This window comes from Janthinobacterium sp. CG_23.3, assembly GCF_046115965.1.
Lineage (GTDB): Bacteria > Pseudomonadota > Gammaproteobacteria > Burkholderiales > Burkholderiaceae_D > Janthinobacterium.
The window spans coordinates 32,448-49,145 of the sequence record NZ_JBJXIB010000026.1; the positions used below are offsets into that span (position 1 = coordinate 32,448).

19 protein-coding genes and 1 pseudogene are annotated in these 16,698 nt (G+C 66.7%); 10 read left to right on the forward strand and 10 right to left on the reverse strand.

The annotated features are described in order from the left end of the window. Nucleotides 1-82: 82 nt before the first annotated feature. A complete protein-coding gene (locus tag ACFDR9_RS09025; protein WP_409030796.1) occupies nt 83-991 on the reverse strand; it encodes a hypothetical protein in 909 nt (302 codons plus the stop codon). A gap of 204 nt (nt 992-1,195) precedes the next feature. Next, a complete protein-coding gene (locus tag ACFDR9_RS09030) occupies nt 1,196-2,107 on the reverse strand; it encodes a LysR family transcriptional regulator (RefSeq protein ID WP_409030797.1) in 912 nt (303 codons plus the stop codon). A 110-nt stretch (nt 2,108-2,217) separates the two neighbouring features. On the opposite strand from ACFDR9_RS09030, the gene ACFDR9_RS09035 reads away from it, so the two are divergent. Beyond that, complete coding sequence (locus ACFDR9_RS09035; protein WP_409030798.1) at nt 2,218-3,390, forward strand: FAD-dependent monooxygenase; 1,173 nt, start codon at nt 2,218-2,220, stop codon at nt 3,388-3,390. A gap of 11 nt (nt 3,391-3,401) precedes the next feature. Here ACFDR9_RS09035 and ACFDR9_RS09040 read toward each other — a convergent pair whose 3' ends face one another. After that, nucleotides 3,402-4,127, reverse strand: a complete 726-nt coding sequence (locus ACFDR9_RS09040; RefSeq protein ID WP_409030799.1) for a FadR/GntR family transcriptional regulator — start codon at nt 4,125-4,127, stop codon at nt 3,402-3,404. 179 nt (nt 4,128-4,306) lie between these two features. Between ACFDR9_RS09040 and ACFDR9_RS09045 the strand changes: the two genes are divergently transcribed. Genes ACFDR9_RS09045 through ACFDR9_RS09055 form a run of 3 tightly spaced genes read left to right on the forward strand, consistent with a single transcriptional unit; the run spans nt 4,307 to nt 7,262 of the window. Further along, nucleotides 4,307-5,104 carry a (Fe-S)-binding protein gene (locus tag ACFDR9_RS09045; protein WP_409030800.1) on the forward strand — a complete coding sequence of 266 codons (798 nt, stop codon included), beginning with the start codon at nt 4,307-4,309 and terminating at the stop codon, nt 5,102-5,104. Further along, nucleotides 5,101-5,820, forward strand: coding sequence for a lactate utilization protein C (locus tag ACFDR9_RS09050; protein WP_409030801.1), 720 nt, complete (start codon nt 5,101-5,103; stop codon nt 5,818-5,820). Before ACFDR9_RS09045 ends, ACFDR9_RS09050 begins: the two co-directional genes overlap by 4 nt. Next, nucleotides 5,817-7,262 carry a LutB/LldF family L-lactate oxidation iron-sulfur protein gene (locus ACFDR9_RS09055; RefSeq protein ID WP_409030802.1) on the forward strand — a complete coding sequence of 482 codons (1,446 nt, stop codon included), beginning with the start codon at nt 5,817-5,819 and terminating at the stop codon, nt 7,260-7,262. Before ACFDR9_RS09050 ends, ACFDR9_RS09055 begins: the two co-directional genes overlap by 4 nt. Before the next feature lie 55 nt (nt 7,263-7,317). On the opposite strand, the gene ACFDR9_RS09060 is transcribed toward ACFDR9_RS09055, so the two are convergent. Together ACFDR9_RS09060 and ACFDR9_RS09065 are read right to left on the reverse strand one after the other, a co-directional pair. Next, nucleotides 7,318-7,845, reverse strand: coding sequence for an NADPH-dependent FMN reductase (locus ACFDR9_RS09060; RefSeq protein WP_409030803.1), 528 nt, complete (start codon nt 7,843-7,845; stop codon nt 7,318-7,320). A gap of 102 nt (nt 7,846-7,947) precedes the next feature. Then, on the reverse strand, nt 7,948-8,865 hold the full coding sequence (locus ACFDR9_RS09065) for a LysR substrate-binding domain-containing protein (RefSeq protein WP_409030804.1): 918 nt from the start codon (nt 8,863-8,865) through the stop codon (nt 7,948-7,950). A 191-nt stretch (nt 8,866-9,056) separates the two neighbouring features. Here ACFDR9_RS09065 and ACFDR9_RS09070 point away from each other — a divergent pair, with 191 nt between their 5' ends. Next, a complete protein-coding gene (locus tag ACFDR9_RS09070) occupies nt 9,057-9,902 on the forward strand; it encodes a CmcJ/NvfI family oxidoreductase (RefSeq protein WP_409030805.1) in 846 nt (281 codons plus the stop codon). Nucleotides 9,903-9,912: 10 nt separating this feature from the next. Further along, entirely contained in the window at nt 9,913-10,554 is a 642-nt protein-coding gene (locus ACFDR9_RS09075) for a 2-hydroxychromene-2-carboxylate isomerase (RefSeq protein ID WP_409030806.1), read from the forward strand. A gap of 7 nt (nt 10,555-10,561) precedes the next feature. Here ACFDR9_RS09075 and ACFDR9_RS09080 read toward each other — a convergent pair whose 3' ends face one another. Beyond that, entirely contained in the window at nt 10,562-10,825 is a 264-nt protein-coding gene (locus tag ACFDR9_RS09080; protein ID WP_409030807.1) for a DUF3563 family protein, read from the reverse strand. A 469-nt stretch (nt 10,826-11,294) separates the two neighbouring features. Between ACFDR9_RS09080 and ACFDR9_RS09085 the strand changes: the two genes are divergently transcribed. The 3 genes from ACFDR9_RS09085 to ACFDR9_RS09095 all read left to right on the forward strand — a co-directional run bounded on the left by ACFDR9_RS09085 (nt 11,295) and on the right by ACFDR9_RS09095 (nt 14,523). After that, on the forward strand, nt 11,295-12,596 hold the full coding sequence (locus tag ACFDR9_RS09085; RefSeq protein ID WP_409030808.1) for a sugar MFS transporter: 1,302 nt from the start codon (nt 11,295-11,297) through the stop codon (nt 12,594-12,596). A 339-nt stretch (nt 12,597-12,935) separates the two neighbouring features. Further along, a complete protein-coding gene (locus ACFDR9_RS09090) occupies nt 12,936-14,057 on the forward strand; it encodes a M14-type cytosolic carboxypeptidase (protein WP_409030809.1) in 1,122 nt (373 codons plus the stop codon). Nucleotide 14,058: 1 nt separating this feature from the next. Then, complete coding sequence (locus ACFDR9_RS09095; RefSeq protein ID WP_017874559.1) at nt 14,059-14,523, forward strand: CYTH domain-containing protein; 465 nt, start codon at nt 14,059-14,061, stop codon at nt 14,521-14,523. Between the two features lie 113 nt (nt 14,524-14,636). Here ACFDR9_RS09095 and ACFDR9_RS09100 read toward each other — a convergent pair whose 3' ends face one another. Together ACFDR9_RS09100 and ACFDR9_RS09105 are read right to left on the reverse strand one after the other, a co-directional pair. After that, on the reverse strand, nt 14,637-15,008 hold the full coding sequence (locus tag ACFDR9_RS09100) for a translational machinery protein (RefSeq protein WP_409030810.1): 372 nt from the start codon (nt 15,006-15,008) through the stop codon (nt 14,637-14,639). A 46-nt stretch (nt 15,009-15,054) separates the two neighbouring features. After that, nucleotides 15,055-15,438, reverse strand: coding sequence for a TraR/DksA family transcriptional regulator (locus ACFDR9_RS09105; protein WP_157406393.1), 384 nt, complete (start codon nt 15,436-15,438; stop codon nt 15,055-15,057). Nucleotides 15,439-15,634: 196 nt separating this feature from the next. Between ACFDR9_RS09105 and ACFDR9_RS09110 the strand changes: the two genes are divergently transcribed. Further along, a complete protein-coding gene (locus ACFDR9_RS09110) occupies nt 15,635-15,796 on the forward strand; it encodes a hypothetical protein (protein ID WP_409030811.1) in 162 nt (53 codons plus the stop codon). A gap of 11 nt (nt 15,797-15,807) precedes the next feature. Here the strand turns inward: ACFDR9_RS09110 and ACFDR9_RS09115 are convergent, their stop codons facing one another. Continuing rightward, the gene (locus ACFDR9_RS09115) at nt 15,808-15,975 is read right to left on the reverse strand and encodes a Fic family protein (protein WP_409030812.1); all 168 of its coding nucleotides are present in this window, start codon (nt 15,973-15,975) and stop codon (nt 15,808-15,810) included. A gap of 143 nt (nt 15,976-16,118) precedes the next feature. Next, a pseudogene (locus ACFDR9_RS09120) lies at nt 16,119-16,394 on the reverse strand (transposase domain-containing protein); the annotation flags it as partial. Between the last annotated feature and the right edge of the window lie 304 nt (nt 16,395-16,698).

The window sequence follows — 16,698 nt, forward strand, 5'->3', positions numbered from 1 at the left end:
ATATTTAATTATATAATGTCCGGCGGATTGCCCGAGGCGCCAGCTTTGCTTGCGGGTATGCCCGTTCGGCCGCTTCGGGGGTTTATTTGCCGCTGAACGGGTCGTACCACAGTTCGCGCCGCGCCAGCGGCGTCTGCGGCGGCAGGTTGGGGTTCGGCAGTTGCAGCACGCGCCGCCGCGGCAAGCCGGCGCGTTCGAGTATCGCCCCCTTGTAGCGGTAGAACAGGGCGTTGAGCGAACCGTCGCGCAGCATCGTTTCCAGGCCGGCCTCGATGCGCGCGCCCAGTTGCTTGCCGGCGGCGTCGCGGCGCACGAAGAAGTAGCGCGGCAGCGGGTAGTGCAGCAGCAGCGTGGGCTCGACCGCCAGGTCGGGCAGGCTGGCGCGGCGCTCGTCGTATTCGCGCAACGCCTCGTCGACTGCGCGCGAAAAGAAATCGAAGCGTCCCTCGCTGAGCATCGGGAACAGGCCGTCGTAGGTGCTGCCTTCGACCACCGGCACGCCGGCCGCGCGCAGGATGGCGATGTCGGCCCAGGCGCGGCCCTGGCCGGCGCGCAGCGTGCGCAACTGATCGAGCGTGCGCACGGCGGCAAAGCGCGGCAGGTCGGTACTGCGTACCAGGAAGATGCGGTAGCCCAGCAGGCCGCGGTCGATCGGGATGCGAATCGGCAGGAACTGCTGTTCCAGTTCGATGGTGGTGGCGCGCGCGAGCAGGTTGATGCGCCCGTCCGACGCCATCAGCTCTTCGCTGGCGCGCGCCGGCGACATGCTGCCGGCCGCCTGGCGCAGCGTGAACGGGCCGAAGCGCGCGCGGGTCTTTTCCAGCACCGCGCGCAGCACCGCCCAGTCGTATTCGTAGCGGCTGTCGAGCGCCGCCGCCGCTTGCGGATAGACCACGTCGTCGTCGGCGGCGGCGCTGGCGGCCAGCAGCAGCGCCAGCGCCGCCAATAGCGGCCGGATCGACGGCGCCCGTCGCGTCCTTGCTTGCGTCATTGTTGCCCCCGCTGTGAATAAAGTTGGGCCACCGGCGCCGGTGCCGCGCGCCGCCGTCCACCGGGCGGCATGCGCGCTCGGGCGACGGCAGGTTCCGGTGTCCGGTGTCCGGGGTTGGGACGACGTTCACCCGACGGCGCTCCCAGAGTTTCCCATGCCGTCGGCGAAACGCCAAGCGCTTTGTCGGCGCCGCAGCGTCCGCGTTCAGCAGCGCCACTGGCGTAGCCGCAGCTGCATCAGATCGAGCAGGGCGCGGGTCTTGGCCGACAGGTGGCGCCGGCTCGGGTAGGCCGCTACCAGTTCCAGCGGCGCCGGGCGCAGCTCCAGGTCGAGCCGCACCAGCGCGCCGCGTTCGATCTCGGCGGCGCAACTGGCCTCGGCCAGCATGGCAAAGCCGACCCCGGCCAGCGCGGCGGCGCGCGCCATGTCGCCGCTGTCGACGCGGTAGCGCGCCCGCACCGCGACCGGGCGGGCGCGTCCGCCGGCGTCGACGAAGTGCCAGGGGGTGCCGTTCAGCGCCGCCAGCGTCGAGATGCAGGGTAGTTGTTGTAGTTGCCGCGTCGTGGCCGGCACGCCACAGCGCGCCAGCAGCTGCGGCGCGGCCACCACGCAACTGGCCAGCGATAGCAGCGGCAGCTGGATCGCCGCGCTGTCGTCCGGCACGCCGCGGCGGAACAAGATCGAGACGTCGACGTCGTCGCGCACCACGTCGCGCCCGGCCATACCGGTGTGGCATTCGATGTCGACGCGCGGGTGCGCGGCGCAGAACTCGGCGACCACGGGACCGAGCAGGCGCGCGCCGAATTCGGCCGGCAGGCACAGCTTGAGGGTGCCGCTGAAGGCGCCGTCGCTGTGGCGCAGCTCCCGCTCCAGCGCGGCCATGTCGTCCATCATCGGCCTGGCCCGTTGGTATAACTGGCGCCCGGTTTCGGTCAGGCGCAGCGCGCGCGTGTGGCGTTCGAGCAGGCGCGCCGAGAGGCTGTCCTCCAGTTGCGCCAGATGGCGGCTGACATTCGAGGTCGGCAGCGCCATCGCCCGCGCCGCGCCGGCGAAGCTGCCGGCGTCGACGATGGCGACGAAATAACGCAGATGGTTCAGATCGAGCTGGTCTTTCACGACTATCCCAAATATGCAATGAAGAATCCCGATTATGCCCGCTTATGCCGCCGCCGGCATGCGCGTAGCATGTGCCGTCGGGCGCTTGCTGCGCATATAAAGGAGTACGGATGGATATTCTCATTCTCGGGGCCGGCGTCGCCGGCGCGGCGGCGGCCATTGCCTTGCGCCAGCGCGGCCACGCGGTACGCGTGTTCGAACGCCGCGCCCTGGCCGGCGGCCTCGGCGCCGGGGTGGTGCTATGGCCGAACGCCAGTTTCGTGCTGTCGGAGCTGGGCTTGTTGTCGCAGGTGGCGGCGGTCGGCGGCACCCCGCCCGGCATGTGCCGCATGGACCAGTGCGGCCGATTGCTGATGCGCCTGGACATCGGCGGGTTGGACCGGGCGATGGGCTACGCCAGCCACGCCCTGCTGCGGCGCGACCTGCAGGCGATCTTGCTGGCGGAGATGGCGCGGCTCGGCGTCCAGCTCCACGACGGCGCCACCGCGGTCGCGCTGCGCGCCGTTGGCGACGGCACCGCCGCCGTGCGCTTCGACGACGGCCGCGTCGAGCGCGCCGACCTGATCGTCGGCGCCGACGGCCGCATGGATTCGCTCGCCAGGCGCTACGTCCATTGCGCCGAGGTCGCCGCGCCGCGGTACCAGGGTTTCGTCAACTGGGTCGCCAGCGTGGAGGCGCCGGTCGACCTGGTCGACGACTTGTCCGTGCTCGACTTTTGGGGCGTTGGCGAGCGCTTCGGCATCGTGCCGGTCGGCCGGCGCAAGCTGTACTGGGCCGGCGCCCAAGCCGCCGCCGCGCCGGGCGCCTGCGGCGGCGGCGACTTCAAGGCGGCGTTGGCCGAGCAGTTCGCCGGCTGGCCGGAGCCGGTTGGCCGCGTCATCGCCCACACCGAGGCCGGGGCCATCCGCCGCATTCCGATCTACGACCTGGAGCCGGTCGCGCGCTGGCACCGCGACAACGTGCTATTGATCGGCGACGCGGCGCACGCCTCGCTGCCGACGTCGGGCCAGGGTGCCTGCCAGGCGTTGGAGGACGCCTGGCATCTGGCGCGCTGCCTGGAGCCGGGCGGCGATTTGTCGCTGGCGCTGGCCGGCTTCACCGCGCGCCGCGCCGACAAGACCGGCGCCATCACACACGGCGGGCGGCAGTTGGCGCGCTCGCTGTTCCAGCTCGACCGCGCCGGCAGCCAGGCGCGCAACGCGCAGGCGCGCGCCGCCGACCCGGCCCAGGCCGTCGCCGCGATGGCGCAGGGCTGGGGCGCCGGCTTGGAGCTCGGCCTATAAATAGTGCTTATCTAAACTGGTCCAACCAATCCGCCTGAATCGTCTTCCCGCTGCACGCGGCTGCGCACGAAGTCGATATGGCTTTGCATCGCCGTGCGCGCCTCCTCCGGGCGCTGGCCGCAGATTGCCTCGCACACGGTGCGGTGCTGGCTGAGCAGGTGGGCCGAGGTGTCGGCGTCGGCCTCGCGCAAGCCGGTGCCGTTGATGGTGATGTGCTCGCGCAGCATGCCGATGACGCTGGTGTGCAGGTGCAGGAACATGGTGTTGTGCGAGGCCAATGCGATGGCCTCGTGCAGCTTGGCGTCGGCGGCCGCTTCGCCGCTCTTGTCGTCGGCGCCCCTGGCGCGCTCCAGTTCCGCCATCAGCGCGGCGATGCGCGCGCGGTCGTCGGGGTCGGCGCGCTGCGCCGCGAAGTAAGCGGTCGCTCCCTCCAGCACCCGGCGAAATTCGAGGATGTCGTCGCGCAGGGCGGGGTGGTCGGCGACTAGTTGGCTCCACGGCGAGGCGATGCCGGTGCGCAGCTGGTCGGTGACGAATACGCCGGCGCCGCGGCGGCTGCGCACCAGGCCGCGCGCGGCCAGGCGCTGGGTTGCCTCGCGCACCGTGTTGCGCGACACGCCGTAACGTTGGGCCAGTGCGCGCTCGGCCGGCAGCCGCGCGCCGGCCGGCAGGCTGCCGTCCAACAGCGCGCTTTCCAGCTTGCGCATCACCGCCTCGACCCGCCCCCGCGCCTGCATCCCTGTCGCCATTGCCGTCCCCCTTGTTGTGCCGTTTCCACGCTGGTCCGACCAATTTGAGCTTGGCCGCGGAAGCTGGAATGATGGCGCATCTTACATTCAAACCACAGCGCGACATACAAACGCTGGTGACAACGCGTCGACCCGCACACCGGACGGGGCGCATCTAGGAGCGAGCTATGCAACCACGGCAACAACGCCACTACCCCGAGCCGCCGCAACAGGTCTACCTGTTCGCCACCTGCCTGGTCGACCTGTTCCTGCCGCAGGCCGGGCTGGACGCGGTCCGCCTGCTGGAACGCGAAGGCGTGGCCGTGCATTTTCCGCGCGGCCAAAGCTGCTGCGGCCAGCCGGCCTACAGTAGCGGCAACCCGGAGCAGGCGCGCTCCGTCGCCAGTGCCCAGCTCGACCTGTTCGCCCAACCCTGGCCGGTGGTCGTGCCTTCCGGCTCCTGCGCCGGCATGGTGCGCCACCACTGGCCGCTGCTGTTCGAGCACGACCCGGTGGCCGGCCCGAAGGCGCGCGAATTGGCCGGGCGGGTCTATGAGCTGAGCGAATTCCTGGTGCGCGTGCTGAAGGTGGACTTCGCCAAGGCTGCGGGCGCCGCCGCACTGGCGCCGGAAGCCGTGGTGCTGCACACCTCCTGCGCGGCGCGGCGCGAAATGGGCACGCGGGCGCACGGCGTCGAACTGCTCGACGCGCTGCCCGGCGTGCGCCGCATCGAGCACCAGCGCGAATCGGAGTGCTGCGGTTTCGGCGGCACCTTCTCGCTCAAGCATCCCGACATCTCCGGCGCGATGGTAGCCGACAAGATCGCCTCGGCCCGCGCCACCGGCGCCGAACGCCTGGTCTCGGCCGATTGCGGCTGCCTGCTTAACATCGGCCACGCCGCCGCCCGCCAGGGCGCGCCGCTGCCGGTCGAGCACCTGGCCAGTTTCCTGTGGCGGCGCAGCGGCGCCGCCGGGGAGGCGGCATGAGCGCGATGGGCCCGCGCGAGCGCATGCTGGGACGGCTGCGCGCCGCCAATCCGAGCGCGCCGGCGCCGGTCGAACAACTCGACGGGCGCATCGACGAGCATTACGACGGCCGCCGCGCGCCCGCCTCGAACGCGCAACTGGTGCGCGCGATGCAGGCCGCATTGACCACCTCGCACGCCGAAGTCTGGTGCGCCGAGGCGGCGGCGTGGCCGGCGCAACTGGCCGAAAAACTGGCCGCGCACGGCGTGCTGCGCCTGCTGCTGGACCCGGCCAGCGCCGAGGGCGCGGCGCTGGCGCGGGCGCTGCCGGCGGGCGTCGAGGCGCTGCCGTTCGCCCGTCCGCTGGAGCAGTGGAAGGGCGAGTTGTTCGACAGCGTGGACGCCGGCTTCACGGTGGCGCGCTCCGGCATCGCCGCCACCGGCACCTTGGTGCTGGCGCCGGACCGCGGCTCGCCGCGCAGCGCCTCGCTAGTGCCGCCGCTGCACGTGGCGCTGGTGCACGCCGACACCCTGCACGCCGACCTGCACGCCGCCGCCCGCGCCGAGCGCTGGGCCGACGGCATGCCGAGCAACCTGGTGCTGGCGTCGGGGCCGTCGAAGACCTCCGACATCCAGCAAACCCTGGCCTACGGCGCGCACGGCCCGCGCTGGATGTGGGTGATTATCGTGGTGGCGCCGGCCGCACAGGCGGCCGCCGCGACGGGACCAGCGGCATGAACGCCAACACCCTGCATTTCGTGCCGCCGGCCGACTTCCACGCGCGCGCCCGCGCCGCGCTGGACGACCCCAAGCTGCGCCAAAGCTTCCGCGGCGCGATGGACTTCCTGCAAAACAAGCGCAGCGCGCAATTCCCCGACGGCGACGAACTGGAGCAGTTGCGCGACCTGGGCGAGGCGGTGCGCCAGCACGCGCTGGCGCGCCTGCCCGAGCTGCTGGTGCAACTGGAGGATAAACTCAGCGCCGCCGGCGTGCGGGTGCACTGGGCCGAGGACGCCGCCCAGGCCAACGCCATCGTACACGGCATCGCCGAGGCGCACCGCGCCAGCCGTATCGTCAAGGGCAAGTCGATGGTCAGCGAGGAAATCGAGCTGAACCACTACCTGGCCGAGCGCGGCGTGCGCTGCATCGAGTCCGACATGGGCGAGTACATCGTCCAGCTGGCCGACGAAAAGCCGTCGCACATCGTCATGCCGGCGATCCACAAGACCCGCGGCGACATCGCCGCGCTGTTCGAGAAGCACATCCCCGACGCGCCCTACACGGAGGACGTCGACGCGCTGATCCAGACCGGTCGGCGGGCGCTGCGCCTGGCCTTCGCCGAGGCCGACATCGGCCTGTCCGGCGTCAACTTCGCGGCGGCCGACACCGGCACGCTGTGGCTGGTCGAGAACGAGGGCAACGGCCGCCTGACCACCACCGTGCCGGACGTGCACATCGCCATCATGGGCATGGAAAAAGTGGTCGCTAAGCTGGCGCACATCGTGCCGCTGGCCAGCCTGCTGACCCGCTCGGCCACCGGCCAGGCCATCACCACCTACTTCAACCTGATCTCCGGGCCGCGCCGCGGCGACGAACTGGACGGCCCGCGCGAGCTGCACCTGGTCCTGCTGGACAACGGCCGCAGCCAGGCCTACGCCGACGAGCAGCTGCGCACGACGTTGCAATGCATCCGCTGCGGCGCCTGCATGAACCACTGCCCGGTCTACACCCGCATCGGCGGCCACGCCTACGGCACCACCTATCCCGGGCCGATCGGCAAGATCATCTCGCCGCATCTGCTGGGCCTGGACGCGACGGCCGACCTGGCCACCGCGTCGAGCCTGTGCGGCGCCTGCGGCGAAGTGTGCCCGGTGCGCATCCCGATACCGCAACTGCTGATCCGCCTGCGCACCGAGGCCAACCGCAACCCGGACGAGCAGGTGGCCCATCAACTGCGCGGCCAGGGCGCCAAGTTCAGCCGCAGCGAAAAGCTGATCTGGCGCTTCTGGAGCGGCGCCTTCGCGCACCCCGCCACCTACCGCCTGTTCCGTTGGGCGGCAACGCGGCTGCGCGCGCTGACGCCGACGCGCCAGCTGGGTTGGACCCAGCACCGCCAGCCGCTGAAGCCGGCCGCGCGCAGCCTGAGCGACCTGCTGCGCGAGCGCGGCCAAGCGGAATAACAATACGACAAACGCACTCATTCCGCACGACGAAAATCCTTCACCTAGCGCTGGTTTAAAGCTGTGAAGTGGCGTCCGCCTGCAGGCGGCGCAGTGCGGCCAGCAGCGCGGCGCGCATCTCGGGGTGCTCGGCGATGCCGTCCTCGCCGATGCCGGCGCCAATGATCGGCAGCGTGATCGACGCCGCGTCGACTACGCGGGCCGACATGGTCAGTAGCGTTTCACGCAGCGCGGCGTGGGCCAGCGTGGCGCGCGGCGACGCGTTGAACAGTGCCAGCGGCTTGTTGATGAAGGATTCATTGCTGACCATCCAGTCGAGCGCGTTCTTCATCACGCCGCTTACGCCATGGGCGTATTCCGGGCTGGCGATGACCACGGCGTCCGCCGCCAGAAGGGCCTGGCGCAGCGCGGCCACCGGGGCCGGGTCGCTGGCCTCGAGGTCGGGATTGAACAGCGGCAGCGCGCCGACGCCGGCAAACAGCTGCACGTGAATGTCGGCCGGCGCGATGCGGGCGAGCGCGCGCAGCAACGCGCTGTTCAGCGAGGCGGCCCGCAGGCTGCCGGATAGGGCGAGTATTTTCATCGTCGTGACCATTATTGAATTGATATTAACAATACCAGAATGGGCGCGCGGTGTTTTGACTGCTGCACGACACCCTGTCGTTCGCCGCGGCTGGGTACCACGTCACATGTCGCTGGCGAATGAATGGCCGGCTTGTTTCAAGAGCCAGTCGCGTACCACGCCGGCGTGGCCGCTGACCGGGCTGTTGCGCTCTATCAGCCAGTAGCCGTAGTCGACCAGCGTGCTAGCGCGCGCGCTGGCCGGTGCCAGTTTGTGCTCCGCCAATAGCGGGCGCACCAGTTCCAGCCGGCCCAGCGCCACGCCTTGCCCGGCCAGGGCCGCTTGCACCACTTGGTCGTATTGGTTAAAGCGCAGCACACCCTTCGGCTTCACACTGCCGGCGCCGGCGCCGCGCAACCAGTCGCGCCATTGCAACCAAGGCATTGAGACGTCGTCGAATTCAAGCAGCACATGCCTGCTCAACTGCGCCGGGTCTTCAATCGCCGACACGCCCAGCGCCGGGTGGGCCACCGGCACCAGCGCCTCGCCGAACAGGCGCACCGCGTCCGGCGGGGCGTCGGATTGTCGGCAGTAGCGCAGCGCCAGGTCGATATTCTCACGTTCCAGGTCGACGAATCGGTTGCCGGCGGCGACGCGCACGTCGACCTCGGGCCAGGCGGCCTGGAAGGCGCCCAGCCGGGGCAGCAGCCACAGGGCGGTGACGCCGACGCTGGCGCTGACCGTGACGGGTTGCTGCGCGCCGGACGGGCGCAGCGCCGCGACCACGTCGCCGAGCTGCTCCAGCCAGGCGTCGGCGCTGCGGAACAGGCGCCGGCCTTCGCTGGTGAACTCGATGCTGCGGTGGCCGCGCACGAACAAGCGGTGGCCGAGGAAGGCCTCCAGCGCCTGGATCCGCCGGCTCACCGCCGACTGGGTCAGGCACAGTTCGGCCGCCGCCAGCGTGATACTCATGCGCCGGCCAACGGCGACGAAGCTGCGCAGCAGGTCCAGCGGCGGCAGGTCGAGAAGGCGATTGGACATGGCGGTTCGGCGTATGGACAGGGACCCCAGTGTAGCCGAAGTGGCGCGGCGCCAGCGCCGCGGGCGTCAAAATTATCCGACTTGACGCATTCGCTGCAAGCATGTGAAGTGCGCGTGGATATCGCTTGAGCGGGGTCGTGCAATGCGTTTCAATGGCGTTGTTGGCAGCCAAATGGAATCAGGGAGAAAACATGGATACGAAGACAAACGAGACGCGCCCGGGCGTGGTCACGGCGGAACTGGAGTATTTGCGGCCGACCGCGGCGCGTCCTTATAACTACATGTTCGCGCCGCCGGACGGTGCAGCGTGGCAGAACTGCGAATACCAGCGGCATTCGCTGCAGGTTGGCGACGCCCGCGGCGGCGGGGTCGAGCCGTCGCTTGACGGCGCCGGCTTCGCGCTGCTGCGCTCGCGCAGCGCGGTGCAGGACTTCTACGACAACGACGAAGTGGTGCGGACCTATTATCCCGAGGTGGCCGAGCTTGCCCTGGCCGCCAGCGGGGCCAGCCGCGCCTTCGTGTTCGACCATCTGGTGCGACAACGCCAGCCCGGCGCGCCGCAGGCGTTCGGCCGGCGCGACGGTGCGCGGCCCGGGGCGGCGGGGCGGGTTCATTGCGACTTCACGCCGGCGTCGGCGCAGCGCCGGCTGGCGCTGGCGCTGGACGGGGAGGAGCGGCCGCCGCGGCGCTACAGCATCGTCAACCTGTGGCGCACGCTGCGCCATCCGGTGCTGGACGCGCCGCTGGCGCTGTGCGACGCGCGCACCGTGGCGCCGGCCGACTTGGTGGCGAGCGATCTTTTCTACCCGTCGCGCCGGGGCGAGATCTTTCAGGCGCTGCATAATGAACACCATCGCTGGTGGTACTTTCCGGCCATGACGTCCGACGAGACGCTGCTGTTCAAACAGTTCGATTCGCAGGCGGAGCGCTTCGCCTGCTTCACCCCGCACGCGGCTTTCGCGCATCCGCACGCGCCGGCCGGCGCCCCGTTGCGCGAAAGCATAGAGATCCGTTGTCTGCTGGTGTTTGACTATTGAGGGAGTGGTGATGCAAACGAATATGCAGTCGAATCCGCAAGCCGCGCCGGCCGAACTGGAATTCTGGTTCGACTTCGGCAGCAACTACAGCTATCTGAGCGTGATGCGGATCGAGCAACTGGCGCGGCAAGCCGGCGTGACCGTGCTCTGGCGCCCGTTCGTGCTGGGGCCGATTTTCAAGGCGATGGGTTGGGACAACTCGCCGTTCGTGCTACAAAAAGCCAAGGGCAACTATATGTGGCGCGACATGGCGCGGCAATGCGACAAGTATGGTGTGCCTTGGCGGCAACCATCCGAATTTCCGCGCCATTCGCTGTTGCCGGTGCGCGTGGCCTTGTATGGCGAACGAGAACCTTGGATCGCCGAGTTTTGCCGGCGCGTGATGCTGCGCAATTTCTCGGCCGACCTCGACATCAACGCCGCCGACAGCGTCGCCGCCGTCCTGCTGCAACTGGGGCTGGACGCGGCGGCCATCATCGACGCGGCCCAGGCCGACGCCAACAAGCTCAGGCTCAAGGAGCGCACCGTGCGGGCGACGTCGCTGGGTATTTTCGGCGCGCCGACATGTTTCGTCGGCGACGAAATGTACTGGGGCAACGACCGTCTGGACGATGCGGTCGAGCGGGCGCGGCGCGCGGGCGAATCCGCCTGATGTGGACTTAGCGGCCCAGGCCGGTCATCCAGTATGGCTGCGGATTGGCGCGGGCCAGTTCACGCATGCGGAATTCCAGGTCGTAACGGTCGACTGATTCGGACAAATAAGCTTCCTCGTAAGCGCGTTCGCGGGATTCAGCGGATTGCGCCAAGGCGGCTTTGGCACGGGCAAAGAACGAGCGCACGGCGGCGGCGGCGTCGACCAGGAAGGCGCCCGATGCGGGAGCGAAGGCAGGGGCGTTGATGAAGGTGATGGTGGTGGCGGACATGGCGTTCTCCTAAGTGAAAGGGCGCGTCGCACTTGAGGTATTGCTGCAACGCAATGCCAGTATCCCTTATTCCAAGTTATAAGTATACTTTCATTCTAGAATGTCGAGCATTCGAATATCGTATAACTCAGCCGATCTGCCTGTCGAAGAAATATTTTTCATCGCAAAAGTATCAGCGAAACTCGACGAGCTATACAAAAATCTTATTTCTGCTATTCGCCAGGACGCGGCGAGTGTCGCTAGGCGCAATGGCCGCGTTTCGGGCATAATGCCGGCGGCGCGCGCGCGATAGCGCTATCATCGACCGCCCGCACTATGCCGCTTCGCCGCGCGCGGGACGCCGTTGCAAACCAAAGAGCTCCGTCTTGGTCAGATTGTCATGCGGGTCCCCCTTTGATTTTCGCTTTTCGCCGCTTTCCCCGGCGCCCAAGCCAGCACCCTATTTACGATTCACACACGAAGGAATAGTATGGAACACGTATCGCCAAGAACGGGCTCGCCGCGCGCGCAGCCAGGCACACACAACAACACGGTACCGCTGATCATCGTGACGGTTCTGTTCTTCATGTGGGGCTTGCTGACGTCATTGAACGACGTACTGATTCCGCATCTGAAGTCGGTGTACACGCTCAGCTATGTACAGGCGATGCTGGTGCAGTTTTGTTTCTTCGGCGCGTATTTCATCGTCTCGCTGCCGGCTGGCATGCTCATCAAGAAAATCGGCTACCAAAACGGCGTGGTCGCCGGCTTGCTGATCGCCGCCGCCGGCTGCGCGCTGTTCTATCCGGCCTCCAACAACGGTTATGCCCTGTTCCTGCTGGCGTTTTTCGTGCTTGCCTCCGGTATCACGGTCTTGCAGGTCGCCGCCAATCCCTACGTCACCGAACTGGGCGATCCGCAAACGGCGTCGAGCCGCCTGACCTTGACGCAGGCCTTCAACTCGCTCGGCACCACGGTCGCGCCTACCCTGGGCGGCATCCTGATCCTGTCGGCCGGCCTCCTGACCGCCGCCGAATTCGACCTCTTGCCCGCCGCCGACAAAATTGCTTACCGCGCCACGGAGGCGGCCGCGGTGCAGGGGCCGTATCTGGCGCTGGCGGCGGCGCTGGCGCTGCTGGCCGTGCTGTTCGCACTGGCCAAGCTGCCGAAGATTTCGCACACCGACGATGCCGCCGACGTCGCGCATGCCGGCAGCTCGATCTGGGCTCACCGCCACCTGGTGTTGGGCGCCGTCGCCATTTTCCTCTACGTCGGTGGCGAGGTCAGCATCGGCAGCTTCCTGATTAACTTCCTCGGCGAAGGCAAGGTCGCCGGCCTGAGCCCGGCCGACGCCGCGCATTTCGTCAGCTACTACTGGGGTGGCGCGATGGTGGGCCGCTTTGTCGGTTTCGCCGTGATGCGCTATGTGAGCCCGGGCAAGGCGCTGGCGGTCAACTCGGCCTGCGTGATCGCGTTGATCTTCACCGCCATCTTCGCTCGCGGCGGGGTGGCGATGTGGTCGCTGATCGCGGTTGGCCTGTTCAACTCGATCATGTTCCCGACCATCTTCAGCATGGCGCTGAACAAGCTGGGGGCGTTCACCGGCCAGGGTTCGGGCGTCTTGTGCATGGCCATCGTCGGCGGCGCCATCGTGCCGTTCGCGCAAGGATTCCTGGCGGATAAGGTTGGTTTGCAGATGTCCTTCCTGGTGCCGGCCGCCTGCTATACCTTCATCCTGTACTTCGGCCTGCGCTTTGCCGGCCTGTACAAAGAGGCGCCGGCGCAGGCTTAAGCGTGGTCGCGCCTTCGCGGGCAAACTGGCCGCTACGGCCTCGGCATGGGCCGGTCACCTCCCTGACCGGATGCGCGTTGTTTCCGCGCTGGCTCAGAGGTGTTGGCCGTTCGGCGGGGGCGGCCTTGCCTGAGAGTGGAACGGCAACGAAAAGGAAGAATAATAGGGGGGTGGAGCGCCGGCTTGCGCCAGATCAGCCCGCGACCACGCCCGCGCATGACGTAACGCTTTGAAAAAGACAATAAAGCGCGGAAAATAGTGGCACGATGATTTATCGCAGCAACGGCGGCGCCCTACCATGGTGCCATCGGGGCACTTACTTTTTTTACGGATCGCCACATGACCATTAAAATCAGCCAGAACTTCGACTCGGGCGCCATCGAGGTGGTGCGCGCCGACAGCGCGAACGCGATAGACCTGAACCTGCGCCAGGATTCGCACGCCGACATCCGCCAGTGGTTCCACTTCCGCCTGCAGGGCGCGCGCGACCAGGCCTGCACGATGCGCTTCCTGAACGCCGGCCAGGCCACCTATGCGCGCGGCTACGAGCACTACCAGGTGGTAGCCAGCTACGACACCGAAAACTGGTTCCGCGTACCGACCACCTTTGACGGCCAAGTGATGACGGTGCTGCACACGCCCGAACTCGACAGCGTCTACTACGCGTATTTCGAGCCGTACTCGTGGGAGCGCCACCTGCGCCTGCTGGGCGAGGTGGCGGAAAACCCGCTGGCACGCGTACACGACCTGGGCAGCAGCGTCGACGGGCGCGACATGAACCTGGTCGTCATCGGCAACCCGCAGGCGCAGAAAAAAATCTGGTTCATCGCCCGCCAGCATCCGGGCGAGACGATGGCCGAGTGGTTCATCGAAGGCTTGATCGATTCGCTACTGGACGACGCCAACCCGATCGCCCGCAAGCTGCTGCAACGGGCCGTGTTCTACATCGTTCCGAACATGAACCCGGACGGCTCGGTGCGCGGCAACCTGCGCACCAACGCCGCCGGCGCCAACCTGAACCGCGAATGGATGACGCCGACGCCGGAGCGCAGCCCGGAAGTGCTGTGCGTGAAAAACAAGATACACGAAGTCGGTTGCGACATGTTCTTCGATATTCACGGCGACGAGGCGCTGCCGTACAACTTCGTGGCCGGCAACGAGATGCTGAGCAACTTCACACCCGAACAGGCGGCCTTCCAGAAAGCCTTTATCGAGCGCTACAAGCAGGCCAGCCCGGATTTCCAGGACAAATACGGCTACGCCGCCAGCAAGTACAAGGAAGACATGCTGACGCTGGCGTCGAAATACATCGGCCACCATTTCCAGTGCCTGGCGTTGACGCTGGAGATGCCGTTCAAGGACAACGCCGACCTGCCCGACGCGCACGTCGGCTGGAACGGCGCGCGCAGCTCGACCCTGGGCGCGGCGATCCTGCAGCCGATTTTGTTGTCGCTGGATTGATATGGGTGTCGAAATCGAACGTAAATTCCTGTTGCGCGGCGACGGCTGGCGCGCACTGGGCCAGCCGGTCCTGTTGCGCCAGGGCTATCTGTCGTCGCAGCGCGAGCGCGTGGTGCGGGTGCGCATCGAGGGCGGCGCCGCGATGCTGACGATCAAGGGCATCAGCGTCGGCGCCAGCCGCGGCGAGTGGGAATATCCGATACCGCTGGCTGACGCCGAGCAGTTGCTCGACGGTCTGTGCGAGCGGCCGCTGGTGGAAAAATACCGGCGCCGCATCACGTTCGGCGGCATGGTCTGGGAAGTCGACGAATTCCTCGGCGCCAACGCCGGGCTGGTGGTGGCCGAGATTGAACTGGAGTCGGAGAAGCAGGCCTTCGCCAGGCCGGACTGGATCGGCGCCGAGGTCACCGACGACGCGCGCTACTTCAACTCCAGCCTGATCAAGCATCCGTATTCGCAGTGGTAGCGTGGCGCGCAACGCAAAAAAAGCCCGCGTAGCGAACGCGGGCTTGTCGATGGCCGGACTGGCCGTTGGTGGCGAAGCGGCGGCCCGCTGCGGGCTGGCGCGCGCCGCCGGGATCAGCTCAGGTTTTCTTTGACGAAGTACTTGCGCGCGTAGGCGAGCAGTTGGGCGTCGCTCGGATGGTCGACCGATTCCACGCCGACCACCTTGTCGGCGATCTCGGCGTGGTTTTTATTCAAGTGCTTGATGAACAGCATTTTTTCGATGCCGGGGCCGACGATCAAAATGGCCGGCGCCTCCGCGATGGCGGTGGTGATCTCGTTCAAGTACGGCGACTGGTCGGCGGCCTGGGTGCTGACTTCGACACCGGCCTTGTGGTGCTGGTTCGAGGCGGTTTTGATGGTTTCCGATTCAGCCGTGTCGCGGTTGAAATAGATGATGTGGGCTTCGGCCTGGTCGAGCCAGACGATAACGTGGTTCAGTGACATGGTGTTCCTTGTTGTTGGTTGCGGGGGAATGGCGTAAAGCTCTGGCTCAGTTCATCGCGCTGGGCACGGCGCTTTGGCTGTGTTCGATTTTTTCCTGGCAGGGAATGCAGGTTTGCGCGGTCGGGTTGGCTAGCAGGCGCGCCAGCGGCACCGTGCCGGCGCATTCGGCGCACACGCCGGCAAGGCCGGCGTCCAAACGCTCCAGCGCGCCGTCGATGTCGCGCAGGGCCATCAATTCATGGTCCAGCAGCGCCATGTCGGTGGGATCAAGCTTGCCGGCGTCGCCGTCGGTGGCCTCGGCGTCAGCCGCGGCCGCCTCGGACTGCTCCGAACCATGCAGGCGGGTGTGGATGTGGCTCTGTACCTCGGCGCGGCGCAAGCGCAATTGGGTACCCAGTTCTTCTAAGGATGACGCTGTCAATGTGCTCAAGTTGATTCTCCGATGCTTCTGTATCAATGGTGAAGGCGTCCGCTTTCTCTCCGGGGCGAAAGTGGGCGATTAAATTTGGCGGTGCGTATGGCGCGTATCGGTTCGCGTATGTAGCTAACACGACGATTGTGCCGGGGATACGCAATCCGATCCGTTCGGCAGCGCACGCAGTCAGGGGCGGGCGCGGCGGCATGGCTTGGACGCGATGAATCGCCAAGCGGCGGACAACCGAATGCGAACTGAAGTTGGCGTGATAGGCGTTGCCAAGCTGGATGTGGTCGGTGCGATCCATGCCGGCTCCATTCCAGGCGGACCAAACAACCGTAATGGCAGCGCTATTTATTTATTTGGCTGCTGAGCTGAGTCTAGTCAGCTCCGTCCTTTATCGGTTATCCGATAGCGCTGCAGGCGGCTGGTAGCTTGCGCCGGTACGGTCATTTCCAGGTACCCTGCTGCAATGGTTGGCAACAGATAGGGTTTCCGGAAGTGTTCCGCATTTCTGAGCATTAACGTGCTTTGAAGGGCCTGCCGGCTCATTTCACCCTAGATCGCCGTCAAAAGGGCCGCCACTTCCATGGTCACTTCCATGGCGGCTTGGCCGCCGGCCTCCGCCATCAGTCGCTGCCCACATGGGCCGCGCTCGCCAGACTAAAGTAAGCGCTCCACGAACCCCAGCCTATTCAGGATGGCAGATCGCTGGTTAAATTCAGGCTATGCAAATCCTTCACGTTCCACGGCAACAGTGCCTCGACGTGAGCCACGGTTTTCGCGACAGGCAGGTCGCGCAGCACGCGCCGCAGTTACGTATAAGGCTCGACCCCGTTCGCCCTGGTCGTCTCGAGCAGCGAGTAGATGACGGCGCTGGCGTTCGCGCCAGCCACCGTGTCGCTGAACAGCCATGCCTTACGGCCGATGACGAAGGGGCGGATCGCGTTTTCGGCGCGGTTGTTTCCCAACCATTTGGCTTGACGGACACTGAGCCGCGCTACGGAAGAGTGGGGACTGATGCCATTTTCTGTCCCAAGGTGTAGTTACTCTTGGACGATGCCGATCATGATGAGTTTTGCGATGCAGACACATATTGAAAAAATCAAAAATCCGGTCGCATCGATTTAACTTGTGGAGATGTTTTTGTGAAATTTCATGAAGGAATCCGATCGAAAAATGTGACTATTCAGCCTGAGCGTACAGCGTAGAAAGTTGTTGTAAACGAATCGTGGATAACGCATCATGCGTGCATGCCACCAAAACCGCCCCGCC

Coding starts and splice junctions, on each gene's coding strand:
- ACFDR9_RS09025 (WP_409030796.1), bottom strand. CDS start 991: ATGACGCAAGCAAGGACGCGACGGGCGCCGTCGATCCGGCCGCTATTG.
- ACFDR9_RS09055 (WP_409030802.1), top strand. CDS start 5,817: ATGAACGCCAACACCCTGCATTTCGTGCCGCCGGCCGACTTCCACGCG.
- ACFDR9_RS09090 (WP_409030809.1), top strand. CDS start 12,936: ATGACCATTAAAATCAGCCAGAACTTCGACTCGGGCGCCATCGAGGTG.
- ACFDR9_RS09100 (WP_409030810.1), bottom strand. CDS start 15,008: ATGTCACTGAACCACGTTATCGTCTGGCTCGACCAGGCCGAAGCCCAC.
- ACFDR9_RS09115 (WP_409030812.1), bottom strand. CDS start 15,975: ATGAGCCGGCAGGCCCTTCAAAGCACGTTAATGCTCAGAAATGCGGAA.
- ACFDR9_RS09080 (WP_409030807.1), bottom strand. CDS start 10,825: ATGTCCGCCACCACCATCACCTTCATCAACGCCCCTGCCTTCGCTCCC.
- ACFDR9_RS09070 (WP_409030805.1), top strand. CDS start 9,057: ATGGATACGAAGACAAACGAGACGCGCCCGGGCGTGGTCACGGCGGAA.
- ACFDR9_RS09050 (WP_409030801.1), top strand. CDS start 5,101: ATGAGCGCGATGGGCCCGCGCGAGCGCATGCTGGGACGGCTGCGCGCC.
- ACFDR9_RS09065 (WP_409030804.1), bottom strand. CDS start 8,865: ATGTCCAATCGCCTTCTCGACCTGCCGCCGCTGGACCTGCTGCGCAGC.
- ACFDR9_RS09035 (WP_409030798.1), top strand. CDS start 2,218: ATGGATATTCTCATTCTCGGGGCCGGCGTCGCCGGCGCGGCGGCGGCC.
- ACFDR9_RS09045 (WP_409030800.1), top strand. CDS start 4,307: ATGCAACCACGGCAACAACGCCACTACCCCGAGCCGCCGCAACAGGTC.
- ACFDR9_RS09040 (WP_409030799.1), bottom strand. CDS start 4,127: ATGCAGGCGCGGGGGCGGGTCGAGGCGGTGATGCGCAAGCTGGAAAGC.
- ACFDR9_RS09060 (WP_409030803.1), bottom strand. CDS start 7,845: ATGAAAATACTCGCCCTATCCGGCAGCCTGCGGGCCGCCTCGCTGAAC.
- ACFDR9_RS09075 (WP_409030806.1), top strand. CDS start 9,913: ATGCAAACGAATATGCAGTCGAATCCGCAAGCCGCGCCGGCCGAACTG.
- ACFDR9_RS09085 (WP_409030808.1), top strand. CDS start 11,295: ATGGAACACGTATCGCCAAGAACGGGCTCGCCGCGCGCGCAGCCAGGC.
- ACFDR9_RS09095 (WP_017874559.1), top strand. CDS start 14,059: ATGGGTGTCGAAATCGAACGTAAATTCCTGTTGCGCGGCGACGGCTGG.